This window comes from Arthrobacter sp. JUb115, from assembly GCF_004365035.1.
Lineage (GTDB): Bacteria > Actinomycetota > Actinomycetes > Actinomycetales > Micrococcaceae > Glutamicibacter.
In genome coordinates, this window is record NZ_SOBS01000003.1 from 270,446 (window position 1) to 283,658 (window position 13,213).

17 protein-coding genes are annotated in these 13,213 nt (G+C 59.9%); 16 read left to right on the top strand and 1 reads right to left on the bottom strand.

Annotation, left to right across the window (positions count from 1 at the left end):
- Positions 1-12: 12 nt before the first annotated feature.
- From EDF61_RS06765 to EDF61_RS06825, 13 genes are all read left to right on the top strand, one after another.
- Complete coding sequence (locus tag EDF61_RS06765) at positions 13-3,759, top strand: hypothetical protein (protein ID WP_133833625.1); 3,747 nt, start codon at positions 13-15, stop codon at positions 3,757-3,759.
- A gap of 398 nt (positions 3,760-4,157) precedes the next feature.
- Positions 4,158-4,466 carry a 30S ribosomal protein S10 gene (gene rpsJ / locus EDF61_RS06770; RefSeq protein ID WP_013349689.1) on the top strand — a complete coding sequence of 103 codons (309 nt, stop codon included), beginning with the start codon at positions 4,158-4,160 and terminating at the stop codon, positions 4,464-4,466.
- 20 nt (positions 4,467-4,486) lie between these two features.
- Positions 4,487-5,137, top strand: coding sequence for a 50S ribosomal protein L3 (gene rplC, locus EDF61_RS06775; RefSeq protein ID WP_013349688.1), 651 nt, complete (start codon positions 4,487-4,489; stop codon positions 5,135-5,137).
- A gap of 4 nt (positions 5,138-5,141) precedes the next feature.
- Positions 5,142-5,744: a 50S ribosomal protein L4 gene (rplD, locus tag EDF61_RS06780; RefSeq protein ID WP_105657664.1), complete on the top strand. Its 603-nt coding sequence runs from the start codon at positions 5,142-5,144 to the stop codon at positions 5,742-5,744.
- Positions 5,741-6,043: a 50S ribosomal protein L23 gene (gene rplW / locus EDF61_RS06785; protein WP_013349686.1), complete on the top strand. Its 303-nt coding sequence runs from the start codon at positions 5,741-5,743 to the stop codon at positions 6,041-6,043. Before rplD ends, rplW begins: the two co-directional genes overlap by 4 nt.
- Positions 6,044-6,074: 31 nt before the next feature.
- A complete protein-coding gene (rplB, locus tag EDF61_RS06790) occupies positions 6,075-6,914 on the top strand; it encodes a 50S ribosomal protein L2 (RefSeq protein ID WP_105657663.1) in 840 nt (279 codons plus the stop codon).
- 12 nt (positions 6,915-6,926) lie between these two features.
- Positions 6,927-7,208, top strand: a complete 282-nt coding sequence (rpsS, locus tag EDF61_RS06795) for a 30S ribosomal protein S19 (RefSeq protein WP_013349684.1) — start codon at positions 6,927-6,929, stop codon at positions 7,206-7,208.
- Between the two features lie 59 nt (positions 7,209-7,267).
- Positions 7,268-7,633, top strand: a complete 366-nt coding sequence (gene rplV / locus EDF61_RS06800) for a 50S ribosomal protein L22 (RefSeq protein WP_013349683.1) — start codon at positions 7,268-7,270, stop codon at positions 7,631-7,633.
- A complete protein-coding gene (gene rpsC, locus EDF61_RS06805) occupies positions 7,634-8,416 on the top strand; it encodes a 30S ribosomal protein S3 (protein WP_013349682.1) in 783 nt (260 codons plus the stop codon).
- Positions 8,417-8,833: a 50S ribosomal protein L16 gene (rplP, locus tag EDF61_RS06810; protein ID WP_105657662.1), complete on the top strand. Its 417-nt coding sequence runs from the start codon at positions 8,417-8,419 to the stop codon at positions 8,831-8,833.
- Positions 8,834-8,835: 2 nt separating this feature from the next.
- The gene (gene rpmC, locus EDF61_RS06815; protein WP_105657661.1) at positions 8,836-9,099 is read left to right on the top strand and encodes a 50S ribosomal protein L29; all 264 of its coding nucleotides are present in this window, start codon (positions 8,836-8,838) and stop codon (positions 9,097-9,099) included.
- On the top strand, positions 9,099-9,386 hold the full coding sequence (gene rpsQ, locus EDF61_RS06820; RefSeq protein ID WP_105657660.1) for a 30S ribosomal protein S17: 288 nt from the start codon (positions 9,099-9,101) through the stop codon (positions 9,384-9,386). The genes rpmC and rpsQ overlap by 1 nt, the downstream gene beginning before the upstream one ends.
- 99 nt (positions 9,387-9,485) lie before the next feature.
- Positions 9,486-9,905 (top strand): RidA family protein, encoded by a 420-nt coding sequence (locus tag EDF61_RS06825; protein ID WP_402695896.1) that lies wholly within the window; start codon positions 9,486-9,488, stop codon positions 9,903-9,905.
- Here the strand turns inward: EDF61_RS06825 and EDF61_RS06830 are convergent.
- Positions 9,902-10,690, bottom strand: a complete 789-nt coding sequence (locus EDF61_RS06830; protein ID WP_133833626.1) for a helix-turn-helix domain-containing protein — start codon at positions 10,688-10,690, stop codon at positions 9,902-9,904. The genes EDF61_RS06825 and EDF61_RS06830 overlap by 4 nt on opposite strands.
- 72 nt (positions 10,691-10,762) lie before the next feature.
- Between EDF61_RS06830 and EDF61_RS06835 the strand changes: the two genes are divergently transcribed.
- The 3 genes from EDF61_RS06835 to rplN all read left to right on the top strand — a co-directional run bounded on the left by EDF61_RS06835 (position 10,763) and on the right by rplN (position 13,213).
- Complete coding sequence (locus EDF61_RS06835; protein WP_133833627.1) at positions 10,763-11,266, top strand: VOC family protein; 504 nt, start codon at positions 10,763-10,765, stop codon at positions 11,264-11,266.
- 145 nt (positions 11,267-11,411) lie between these two features.
- Entirely contained in the window at positions 11,412-12,329 is a 918-nt protein-coding gene (locus EDF61_RS06840; protein WP_166650717.1) for an endonuclease/exonuclease/phosphatase family protein, read from the top strand.
- Positions 12,330-12,841: 512 nt separating this feature from the next.
- Positions 12,842-13,213 carry a 50S ribosomal protein L14 gene (gene rplN / locus EDF61_RS06845; RefSeq protein WP_013349674.1) on the top strand — a complete coding sequence of 124 codons (372 nt, stop codon included), beginning with the start codon at positions 12,842-12,844 and terminating at the stop codon, positions 13,211-13,213.

Consider the following 13,213-nt stretch of genomic DNA (forward strand, 5'->3'; position numbering starts at 1 on the left):
CTAAGTGGGGGAGTGGCATCAATGATGGGCTGGATCATCGTTTCTATCATCTTGGTTCTGTTGGCTTTCGGCCTCGGCCGGCGCCAGGGGAGTCGGGATAAATCGCAAAGCCAGCAGCAGCTTGATGCGCTGGGCGAAGCGTGGCAGCAAGGCTACGACGAGGCAGTGAAGTACCTGGGGCAACCCGGGCCGCCGGGTGCCTCGGCACCGGCTGCTGCCCAAGCGCCGGGGGTCCCCGCACAGCCGCTCGAAGCGCAGCCTGCAAGCCGCAAAGATGCAGCGCCGGCCGCATCGATGGCACCTTCCAGCCAGCCATACCTCCAGCCAGCGGCGGCCGGTGCTGCCCCCGCGTACCGCGCGCCGCTCCCCACGGCCACCCTCCAGCCTGCTGCACCGGTTAAGCCAATCAAGGTGCTCACCAAACGCGAGCGCGAACTGCGCAACATCAACATCACGCTGTACGTCGCGGCCCTGATGATCGTTGCCGCCGGCGCACTCTTCCTGAGCTTCGCGCTTCCGCCACTGTCAAAGCTCATCGCCTTATTCCTGCTGTCTGCCGCTTTCTACGGCGGAGGCCTGGTCACCTTCGCAGTGAAACCGTCCTTGCGTCCGGCAGGAGCCGCCTTTGCCGGCACCGGGCTGGCTTTGTTGCCGCTGTGCGCCATCGCTACCTACAGCACGGTGAACATATCCGGCCCGGCGACCTGGCTGGTTTTCTCAGCCATCGGCACATTAGCCGTGGGCTACGCAACACTGACGTTCAAGTCCCGTGTTCTGGCGTGGGTTGCCGTGCTGATTCTGGTCAGCACCGCCATGGCCGGCGCGGCCGCGATGCAGCGTGGCGTCCTGTACTACATGCTGATCCTGCTGGTGCTCTCTATTGCGCTGATGCTCTTGGCGGTACGCAGCGAAAGGATCCGCCACTCAATCTTCTTCCGGGCCCTGCACGGCACCGCGCAGCTGCTGCCTGCGTTTGTCTTTGCGTTGTCGGTGATCCTCTTGGAGATGCTCGCCAGCCGGGATTTGTTCTGGATCTTCGCGTTGCTCACCGTCCAGTTGCTGCTCAGCGTCAGGCTGTTGCCCAACCTGCGGCTGCTGCGCACCTACGCTGCCCGCGCTGCTTTCATGGCGATGCTCGTGGCCGGCTGCAACTACCTCGGTTTCTCCGCAACGAGCAGCTGGCTGGTGCTCGCCTTCGCCTTCGGGCTCCAAGCCGTAGCGGTATTGCTCTGCTCCACCGGCTACCAGCAGAGGCTGGGATTGGCGCGCAGGCACCTGCAAAGTGAACGTGCGGTGCTGTGGTGCTTAGCGGTGGCTTCGGTGATCGGCGCGTTTCTCTACGCGCAGGGCTTCGAGGCCTTCGTGCTCAGCTACATCGCGGTTCCGATCTTCATGGCGCTGGGCATTCCCGGCTTGCTGCGCAGCGCCAAGCTGGAAGTTGGAGTCATCGCGGTTCTTCCCCTGGTGACGCTGGTAGATATGCAGAACCACAGTTGGCGCCCGCTGGTGGTATTCGCCCTGGCCCTGCTCGGGCTTTCGCTGGCTCAGCGCAACGCCCGGAACCTGCGCAGGGAAATGACGCTCCATTCGCACTGGCTCCTTACCCTGGTTGGCGCAGGCGTGCTTGGTGCTGCGCTTGATGAGCTCACGGCTGGGGACTATGGAAATCCTGACGGCTCAGCCCCGTTGATTGCGGTGCTCTTCGTGCTGTTCATCTTGTGGGCGGCGAATCTGGCGAGCCGTGCCGTGCTGGATTCCGGCATGGCGCAGGGGCACCGGCTGGGACGGGTGGGCGCTTCGGCTTTGCTTGGCGTGGTGCTGCTCTTCAGCCTGCGCCTGCTGACAACCGCTGGCGACTATTCCTACGCCAGCGAAAGCACCGTGGTGTTCCTGGGTATCGGCGGGCTGGCGTGGTTCATCACTGGCCTTGTGCTCGCAGTTGGCCTGGTCATTGCCTCGGGTTGGCGGCTTCGCGATATTCCTGCACAGCGCCCCGAGCTGGAACAGCCGATCAATGTCGTTGCGGCCTGCCTGCTGATGGGGCTTTATGCGCTCAGCTTCGGCAAGGAGATCTGGCCGCTGGCAATCCTCATCGGGGCGGCAACCTTGGGCTATTTCATCTGGAGCTTGCGCCGCAGCACAAATACGCGGTGGAAGATCCTCTATGCAGCGTTGGCCCAAGTGCTCTTCAGTTCCATGGTGTGGTGGATTGCCTACAGCATGGAATTCGACATCCACGGCCGGTTCTGCCTGCTGCTGGTTTCGATAGCCGTCCCGCAGCTGCTCCGCTTGCTGGCTAGCATCCGCGACGGCAAAGCACTGCGCCGGGAATTGCGCTGGATGGCAGTGGGACTGCTGGCTGGCATTCCACTGGCGACGCTGGCCTACGGGCAGTTCGCGGGCGGCATGGATCGGGGAACGATCCTCTTGGCCTGCTTATTTTTCGGGCTGCACGGGCTGGCCGCGTTCAAGGCCGAGACCAGCTTGACGGTGGCCAAGCGACAGCTCTATCTATTTGCCCCGATCCTGGCACTGATCCTGCTGATCAGCATTCCGGCACTGGCCATGGAAGATGCGACCGGATGGGTCCGCTCTACGTGGTGGAGTTCCCAGGTTGCTTGCGCCATGCTGCTGGCCCTGAGCCTGGCGGCACTCGTGCTTGAATGGCGGTTGCGCGCCAACAAGTCGTACTCGATAGCCCTGGGCCTGGCCATCTTCCTTCCGGCGGCGTGGGCCGCCGCGTGGCAGGCGGGGTCGTGGTGGGCAGTGGGTGCGCACCTGCTGCTGGCCCTCGGCTTCATCCTGCTGGTGCACACGCGAAAGAGCGCCTGGTACGCGGCCGGAGCCGCCATCATGCTGTGCGTCGCTATCCTGCGTGCAGTCTTCGAGGTGCGGCAAGCCGGTGGGGCAGTGGTGCTAGCACCGATGGATGCCGCATGGGCGCTGGTTGGCGCGGGCCTCGCGCTGTACCTGCTCGCAATCTTCCACGGGCGAATGAAGGACCCAAATCCCGGCTATCCGGAATTCGGCTACCTCCATGCCGATCCGCCCGGCAGCGCCTCGCGCTTGTACTTCGCGGCAATGCTCCTGGCCCTGTTGCTGGCCGGTGGCATCGCCCATCTGGATGGCGGTGCGATTTGGCAGGTGGCCGGCGGAGCGCTGCTGGTCTTCGGCGTTACGGTGCTGGTGCGGCTCTTTGAACTTCCGCGGCGGCTGGTGCCCTACGCGGTGGACGGCTTCATCCTCGTGGGAGCGCTGCTGGCGCTGGGCAGCTATGCCCAGATCCTTGGCACACCGCGGGCCAGCAACCTGGCGGCCTACGCCTGCATTGTTGCAGTAGTGCTGGTCGCGTGGCGCAACATCAGGGCCAACGCGCGATTGGAGAGGACATACCTGCTGGCCGCCTCGGTGGCCGGCAGCCTGGCCTTGCTCGCCGCACTGGTCCAATCCAATGGTGTTGCGCAGGCGATCGGCCTGGTCTTCTTCGGTGGATTGGTGGCCTGGGGCTTGAAGCTGGGGGAGCGGCTGTTCATTTGGTGGGGTGCGGCGGCTATCACCTTGGCAGTCTTGTGGTTCCTGCGCGATTTGGCATTCCTCTGGCTGGTGGTCATTGGCTTGGGGCTGATTGCGGCCGCGGTCTTCAAGCTGGTGAAGGTCGACAAGCAGAATTCGCTGCCGGTGAGGCCGCAAAACCCTGTTGATCCACCGATCCCCGCGGGGCAGGAGCCGTCCGGGCAGGACGGGCCGCGCCAGGTGTGAGGGCAAGATCACGGGCGCGGATAGGCATAAAAGATTTGCGCGATCGTTGCCGACCTGTCAGACTAAATAAGTTGCTTCAATGCAACCCGGTCCCCATTTATGGGGTAACCGGTCTGGTTTGAACGACCGGGATCGACTCTCACGCAGGATAATGCCTGGGGTTCGGGATCGATACGACTGCTTCAAACTATAAGGCCCTTCGATAAAGTGAAAACTTTGTGGGAGTGTTGTGACTGAAAATTTCACGACACGCCCGAACGCGGGGGTCGGAGCCTCCTGCGGGTGAGGAACCCGGATCTGATCCGGATTCAGCCGCAGAGCAAGGCGTGCCGGTCTGCAAGGACCCGTATATAGGCACAGAAACTTTAGATAGTGCTAACAGAAAGAGGCATGACGCCATGGCGGGACAGAAAATCCGCATCCGGCTGAAGTCGTATGACCACGAGGTCATTGACGTTTCGGCCCGGAAGATCGTTGAGACGGTCACGCGCGCAGGCGCAACCGTAGTCGGCCCAGTGCCGCTGCCAACGGAGAAGAACGTGTACTGCGTTATCCGTTCGCCACACAAGTACAAGGACAGCCGTGAGCACTTCGAAATGCGCACGCACAAGCGTCTGATCGACATCGTTGATCCGACCCCGAAGGCTGTTGATTCGCTGATGCGTCTCGACCTGCCAGCGGATGTCAACATCGAAATCAAGCTTTAAGGGGAGGTGGCGAGAAAACTATGACCGCAACCCGTAATTTCAAGGGCCTGCTGGGCACGAAGCTCGGCATGACCCAGGTTTGGGATTCGAACAACAACCTGATCCCTGTCACCGTCGTGCAGGCTGATAGCAACGTTGTCACCAAGCTCATCAACGAAGAGCGCGATGGCTACACCGCAGTTCAGATCGGCTACGGCCAGATCGATCCTCGCAAGGTCACCAAGCCACTGGCTGGTCACTTCGAGGCTGCTGGCGTCACCCCACGTCGCCACTTGGTAGAACTGCGCACTGCAGACGCTGCCGAGTACACCGCAGGCCAGGAACTTTCCGTAGAGGTCTTCGAAGCCGGCCAGAAGGTCGACGTCGTAGGCACCTCGAAGGGTAAGGGCTTCGCCGGCGTTATGAAGCGTCACAACTTCCACGGTGTTGGCGCATCGCACGGTGCTCACAAGAACCACCGTAAGCCAGGTTCCATCGGCGGCGCATCGACCCCAGGTCGCGTTTTCCGTGGACAGAAGATGGCTGGTCGCATGGGTGCTGAGCGTGTTACCACTCAGAACCTGACCATTCACGCTATCGACGCTGAGAAGAACCTCCTGCTGATCAAGGGTGCCGTTCCAGGCGCCCGCGGCCGCGTCGTTCTCGTACGCAACGCCGTGAAGGGAGCATAAGTAAATGACTAAGGCACTTAACGTCGAACTGCCTGCAGAGATCTTCGACGTACAGACCAACGTCCCGCTGCTGCACCAGGTTGTCGTTGCACAGCTTGCTGCTGCCCGCCAGGGTACCCACAAGACCAAGGACCGCTCCGAGGTTTCGGGTGCAGGTCGCAAGCCGTTCAAGCAGAAGGGTACCGGCCGCGCCCGTCAGGGTTCGATCCGTGCTCCGCACATGACCGGCGGTGGCATTGTCCACGGTCCAACCCCACGTGATTACTCGCAGCGTACCCCGAAGAAGATGAAGGCTGCTGCACTGCGCGGCGCCCTGTCTGATCGCGCACGCTTCGATCGCGTTCACGTGATTGAGAACTTGGTTGCTGGCGAAACGCCTTCGACCAAGGATGCTCTGGCTACCTTGCGTTCGCTCACCGAGCGCAAGAACCTGCTTGTCGTCATCGATCGCGCCAACGATGTTGCAGCCCTTTCGGTTCGCAACCTCGTCAATGTGCACGTTCTGTACGTCGACCAGCTGAACACCTACGATGTTCTGGTTTCGGATGACGTAGTCTTCACCAAGGCTGCCTTCGATGCCCTGGTCCAGAAGGAGGAAGCCAAGTGAGCGCGTTCTCAAAGGCTCCACACGACGTGGTCATCGCACCTGTCGTATCGGAAAAGAGCTACGGTCTGATCGATCAAGGTCAGTACACCTTCGAGGTGGCACCAAGCTCCAACAAGTCGGAAATCAAGTACGCCGTTGAAGCGATCTTCAACGTCAAGGTTGACTCCGTAAACACCATCAACCGAGCTGGTAAGCGCAAGCGCACCCGCTTCGGGTGGGGATCGCGCAAGAGCACCAAGCGCGCCATCATCACCTTGAAGGACGGCTCGATTGACATCTTCGGCGGTCCGCTTTCCTAAGCGGAGACCACTTTAACGAGGAATATTAATAATGGGAATTCGTAAGTACAAGCCGACTACCCCGGGCCTTCGCGGCTCGTCGGTAGCCGACTTCGCAGAAATCACCCGATCGACTCCGGAAAAGTCGTTGGTTCGTCCCCTGACCAAGTCAGGCGGCCGTAACAACACCGGTAAGATCACCACCCGTCACAAGGGTGGCGGACACAAGCGCGCCTACCGTGTTATCGACTTCCGTCGTCACGACAAGGACGGCGTTCCGGCAAAGGTCGCTCACATCGAGTACGACCCGAACCGTACCGCTCGTATCGCACTGCTCCACTACGTGGACGGCACCAAGCGCTACATCATCGCACCGAACAACCTCAAGCAGGGTGACCCAATTGAGGCCGGCGCAAGCGCCGACATCAAGCCAGGCAACAACCTGCCACTGCGTAACATCCCGGTTGGTACCGTGATTCACGCTGTTGAGCTTCGCCCAGGCGGCGGCGCTAAGATGGCTCGTTCCGCTGGTGCATCGATCCAGCTGGTAGCCCGTGAGGGCCGCTACGCCCAGCTGCGTTTGCCTTCGGGTGAAATCCGCAACGTTGATGTGCGCTGCCGCGCAACCATCGGCGAAGTTGGCAACGCTGAGCAGATCAACATCAACTGGGGCAAGGCCGGCCGTATGCGCTGGAAGGGCGTACGCCCAACCGTTCGCGGTGTTGTCATGAACCCAGTTGACCACCCACATGGTGGCGGTGAGGGCAAGACCTCCGGTGGTCGTCACCCGGTCAACCCTAACGGTAAGCGTGAGGGACGCACCCGTCGTCCAAACAAGGAAAGCGACAAGCTCATTGTGCGTCGCCGCAAGACCGGCAAGAACAAGCGATAGGAGCCTGGAAACATGCCACGCAGCCTGAAGAAAGGCCCCTTCGTCGATCAGCACCTGTTCCTAAAGGTCGTTGCTGAAAACGATAAGGGCACCAAGAACGTCATCAAGACGTGGTCCCGCCGTTCGATGATCATCCCGGACATGCTGGGACACACCATCGCCGTACACGACGGTCGCAAGCACATTCCTGTGTTCGTAACCGAATCGATGGTTGGACACAAGCTCGGAGAGTTTGCCCCAACCCGTACGTTCCGTGGCCACGTGAAGGACGACAAGAAGGGCAAGCGCCGCTAGGCCCCGCAAGGGTACTAGTATCGCTTAGCACTTCTTCGATAGACGAGAGAAGGATAGCAATGGAAGCCAAGGCAATTGCGCGTCACATCCGCGTAACGCCTATGAAGGCCCGGCGCGTCGTCAACCTTGTTCGTGGTCTGCAGACCAACGAAGCACTGGCCATCTTGAAGTTTGCCCCACAGGCAGCTTCGGAGCCGGTATACAAGGTTGTCGCATCGGCAGTGGCTAACGCCCGTGCCGCCGCGGACCGCGCAGGTGAAGCATTCAATGAGGACGAGCTGTTTATCAGCGAAGCGTTTGTTGACGAAGGTCCGACCATGAAGCGGTTCCAGCCGCGTGCACAGGGTCGCGCATTCCAGATCAAGAAGCGCACCAGCCACGTGACTGTGGTTGTTTCAACCACGCAGAAGGGTGGGGAGAACTAAATGGGACAGAAGATTAACCCGAACGGTTTCCGTCTCGGCATCACCACCGATCACGTTTCCCACTGGTTCGCTGATTCCAGCAAGCCAGGCCAGCGTTACGCTGACTACGTGAAGGAAGATGTCCAGATCCGCGCCCTGCTGTCTAACGGCATGGATCGCGCTGGCATCGCCCGCGTCGAGATCGAGCGTACCCGTGACCGCGTACGTGTGGATATCCACACTGCACGTCCAGGTATCGTCATTGGTCGTCGCGGTGCAGAAGCTGACCGTATTCGTGGCGAGCTGGAAAAGCTCACCAAGAAGCAGGTTCAGCTGAACATCCTCGAGGTCAAGAACCCTGACATGGAGGCCATGCTGGTCGCCCAGGGCATCGCCGAGCAGCTTGCTTCCCGCGTGGCTTTCCGCCGTGCGATGAAGAAGGCAATGCAGTCGGCAATGCGCGCTGGTGCCAAGGGCATCCGCGTTCAGTGCTCCGGTCGACTTGGCGGCGCAGAAATGTCCCGCAAGGAGTTCTACCGCGAAGGCCGTGTGCCACTGCACACCCTGCGCGCGAACATCGACTTCGGCAAGTTCGAAGCCAAGACCACCTTCGGCCGTATCGGCGTGAAGGTCTGGATCTACAAGGGTGACGTAACCGCCAAGGAACTGGCTGCACAGCAAGCTGCTGCTCCAGCTCGTGGCGGCCGCGGTGGCGGCAACGACCGTCCACGTGGCGGCGAACGCCGTCGTCGTAACGATCGCAAGGGCGCTGCAGCTCCGGCTGCGGAAGGAGGACAGGCTTAAATGCTTATCCCACGTCGTGTGAAGTTCCGCAAGCAGCACCACCCAAAGCGTTCGGGTGCTGCCAAGGGCGGTACCACCGTTGCTTTCGGTGAGTACGGCATCCAGGCGTTGACCCCGGCTTACGTGACTAACCGTCAGATCGAAGCCGCTCGTATCGCCATGACCCGTTACATCAAGCGTGGCGGTAAGGTCTGGATCAACATCTACCCAGACCGTCCGCTTACCAAGAAGCCTGCCGAAACCCGCATGGGTTCCGGTAAGGGTTCGCCGGAGTGGTGGGTCGCCAACGTAAAGCCAGGACGAGTCATGTTTGAACTCGGTGGCGTCAGTGAAGAGGTAGCTAAAGAGGCATTGCGTCTTGCAATCCACAAGCTGCCAATGAAGGCACGCATCGTGCGTCGTGAAGGTGGTGAATAGGGATGTCTATCGGCTCGAAAGACCTTAGCATTGAGTCCCTGGACGGCTTCGATACCGCTCGTTTGAACGAGGAATTGAAGAAGGCCAAGGCAGAACTGTTCAACCTGCGTTTCCAGTCGGCTACCGGCCAGCTGGATTCCCACGGGAACCTGAAGACCATCAAGCGCGATATTGCACGCATTTACACTGTGCTGCGCGAGCGCGAGCTGGGCATTCGTCAGGATGTCGTTGTTCCGGTTGAAGAAACCAAGAAGGATTCCAAGTAATGAGCGAGAAGGAGAACGGTGTGGATAACGCTACCGAGCGTAACGACCGCAAGACCCTCCGTGGTTACGTGGTATCTGACAAGATGCAGAAGACCATCGTCGTAGACGTTGAGGACCGTGTTAAGCACGCCCTTTACGGCAAGGTCATGCGTCGCAACAAGAACGTGAAGGCTCACGACGAGAACAACGACGCCGGCATCGGCGACTTGGTTGTCATCGCTGAGACCCGCCCGCTGTCTGCTGACAAGCGCTGGCGTCTCGTTGAGATCGTGGAGAAGGCTAAGTAAGCTTTCGCTCCGATTTCACGGATCTCGTGATTGGAGAATGCCCCGAACACTTCGCAAGAAGAGTTCGGGGCATTTCTGTCTTAAAAAGCAGTGAATAAAATGCCACACTGGACTATGGAACAGATCAGGAAACTGCGTCCCGCTGGCCTTGTCAACTCTCCAGCTTTCAGCCACGTAGCCATCGTCCCGCCGGGTGCCACGACTATCTATGTTGGCGGGCAGAACGCCGTAGACGGCACAGGGCAGCTGATCGGAGCCGGGGATGCCGCAACGCAGGCGACCAAGGCACTGGGAAACTCCAAGCTCGCACTGGCGGCGGCCAGCGCGGGATTCCAGGATGTAGTGCAGTGGAACGTGCTGCTGGTGGAAGGAACCGACGTCAACAGCGTCTATGGAGCCATAGGTGAACAGTTGGCAGCCACTGAACCACCCCTGGTGTCTGCAGCCTTCGTCGCGAAGCTCGGTGTGCCAGGTGCGCTGGTTGAAATCAGTGCCGTGGCGGCAGTACTGCCAGACTAGGCTCTGCCCTTTCGATAGGTAACAGGGGAGTAGCCCAAGACTTTGCGGAAGTCTGCCGCTAGATGGGCTTGATCCGCATACCCCATTTCCGCTGCGATGCCAGCGATAGAAACTGCAGTGTCTGCGCGCAGCCGATGAGCAGCCTCTTGCAAACGGTACCGCCGAATCACCGCCAGCGGAGCCAGTCCCAAATACCTTTCCGAAATCCGTTGCAGACTGCGTGTACTGAGCGACAAGCGATGGGCCAGTTGGGAGACCCTTACGATTCCGCGCTCCGCTGCGACGGTGTCGAGCAGCTTATTAGCTTGGAGGCCAGAACTTGTGGCTGCTGGAAGGTGAGCGGTGAGCCACGAATCGAAGAGCTCGGCACAGGCCGAACCGGAGTTCCCGTGGCCTGGTTGAGTCTTCATCCTTGTTATCGAGGCCAGCAGCCCAGGTGCGCTGAACTGGATTTCCTGGTCCAGCAACTCTGCGGGGGACACATTGAGAGCCTGCGCAGCCGCTGGGCGCAACAAGGCGGAGACTGCCCAACTGCTCCCGGACAGGTCGCGGTGCGAAGCGCCGCTGGCCGGGCCGGATAGCGTAATGCCTTCTGGCTCAATGACCAGATTCATTTGCGGAAAGGGCAGGAGTTGTTGCCGTGAGGTACGTCCGGGCGCGATGTTCCAATCCACCAGCCAAAACCAGGAGACCAATTCCTGCAGTCCTGGACCGGGGGAGAATCGCTCGATTGCCGATAGCCGGGCAGGATAGAGAACGCCTCGCGGATCCGGTGCTGATTCCATGGCCTCTACCACCCGTGCGGGTTGTCGCATATCTACAAGAACCAGCGTGCCACACAGGCTTAGCCTAGGGACATGGAAAATCAAGATGAAGTCACGCAAGGTGTGACGGGAATGCATACAACTGCCGGTGTCCCTCATGGATTCACCAGTCTGACGCCATTCTTGACTGTGCCCAACACAAGGGCAGCGCTGGGATTCTATGAAGAAGTATTCGGTGCGACAGTGGTAGATTCCACCGAAATGGGAGGCGTTGTCGTGCATGCAGAAATTGCATTCGGCAATGGCCGTTTGCAGATCGGGGAACCTTCGCCGGCCTACGGACTAGTCAGCCCGCCAGCTGCGCCGAATGCCTGCTATTCCTTGGGTTTCTACTGCGAAAACGCAGATGAGGTGGTGGCCAGGGCCGAGGCTGCCGGTTCCAGTATCCGAGAACCACTGGGCAACTTCGTCTCGGGTGACCGCTTCGCTTCGATTCTGGATCCCTTCGGTGTGCGCTGGTCCATCATGTCCAGGGTGGAAGACCTGTCGCTGGAAGAGAGCGCCCAGCGCGTCGCGCAGTGGGCCTCGCAGCAGTGATGAAGAAGCCAAGGGCAGTCGCAATCGCATCGAGCCGCTATCGTACCTAGGCGGAAGTGTCCTTGCCGGAATTGTCGTCTGCTTCGAATAGGCTCGGATGATGATGACGATGACGCGTGCCCGAAAACCATCCCTGGGATGGCCTATGGGTACGCTTCTTGTTGCTTCCCTAGCTATTGGCATTCTCCCGTATCTGGGTTTCCCCGGTGCAGGATTGATTCCCAAGGTTCAGGCATTCCAACCATATCTGTTGTTCTTCCCGGCAGTGGTTCTGGTTATCGGGCTACTGCGCAAGCAATGGCTCATCAGCGGGTTCGTGCTGGTGTTCCTGCTCTGCGGTGCACTGCCCAACGTGCAATGGAGCTCTCCCGCTGGCCAGACCGGAAACGGCAGCTCCGAGCTGGTTCTCCTATCGTTCAATGCCTTGAAGGCAGGAGCGAACCCGGCGCAGCTAGCTGAACTGATCAGGGACACGGATCCGCAGATTCTCGTCCTTGTTGAAACCAGCGAACCAATGCACCAGCAGCTCGCAGCGCTGGACGCGCTGGATGGATTTGGCTATCGGAGCCAAGAGGCACCCGCCGGGGGAGAACGGGATACCGTGATTTTCTCAAAGTACCCATTGCAGGAACGCTCCACCGATCTGGATTCAGCGGACACCGGTTGGTACTCCTTGCCGGTTGCCGATGTGCAGGCACCCGGTGGGGTCGTGCGAGTGGCCGGCATCCATGTCTATCCGCCGGTTGGCGATGCGCAACGATGGAGCCAGGGCTTGGAAGCAGTCATCGACTGGTCGAATCAGCAGCGGGATCATCCCGTTATCCTTGCTGGCGACTTCAACTCCGTTCGCTCCCATCCAGGATTCCGTGCCCTGGGGGACGGGTATGCGCAGGCTGATGGAGTCTGGCCCCGCGCGACCTGGCCAGCCGGCCGAAGCTTCCCGCCATTGATCGGCATTGACCATATCGTGGCGAAGGGCCTGTCCATCACGGGCTCTTCTTCTCACATCATCGACGGCTCGGATCATCTTGCGGTGAGCGCCACGGTCGAATTCCGTCGCTGAGCAATGATTCCTGCCGGTGACGGCCGGATGCTGGAGCTGCCCAGGGCTGACCGAAAAATAATTTCACTTTTGGCGATTCAGCCGCTTTTCATCCACGGCGGCGCATGGGCGACCTCGAATGGCACCCTGATGCCGCCGCAAGCGACCAGTTGCCCAACTGGATGGCAGCACCAAAACCCCGAAATTCAGCGAATCTGCGGTGTCCAAGGTGTGACGAACGACGCTCGCTTTTCTCTTACCACACCATTTCGGATTCGCGCCACTCTAGGCTAGACTTAAGAATCTGTGCGCATCATGCCCGGGGACTATCCACCTTCGACATAATGCAGTGCGGTCCAAATCCGTTTGGCCGCGCAAGTGCAGCCTCGATATTTTACGCCTCGGCCCTGCCGGCATTTGGGATCAGCATTCGGTGCGCCCGCGCCAGTGGGGGTAAGCGATACGTATCGTGGAGACCATATCCGTTCCGCAAGGCTCATTCATGAGAACCAGCGAGACGACAGGAGTAAGAAGTGATTCAGCAGGAGTCGCGACTTAAGGTTGCCGATAACACTGGTGCTAAGGAAATCCTTACCATTCGTGTTCTTGGTGGCTCGAAGCGTCGCTACGCAAGCATTGGCGACACCATTGTCGCTACCGTCAAGGATGCAATTCCTGGCGGCAACGTAAAGAAGGGCGACGTCGTAAAGGCAGTCGTCGTTCGCACCAAGAAGGAAATCCGTCGTGCAGACGGTTCCTACATCAAGTTCGACGAGAACGCTGCAGTTATCCTCAAGGGTGACGCTGCCGATCCTCGTGGTACTCGTATTTTCGGCCCAGTGGGCCGCGAGCTTCGTGACAAGAAGTTCATGAAGATCGTTTCGCTGGCTCCGGAGGTGCTGTAA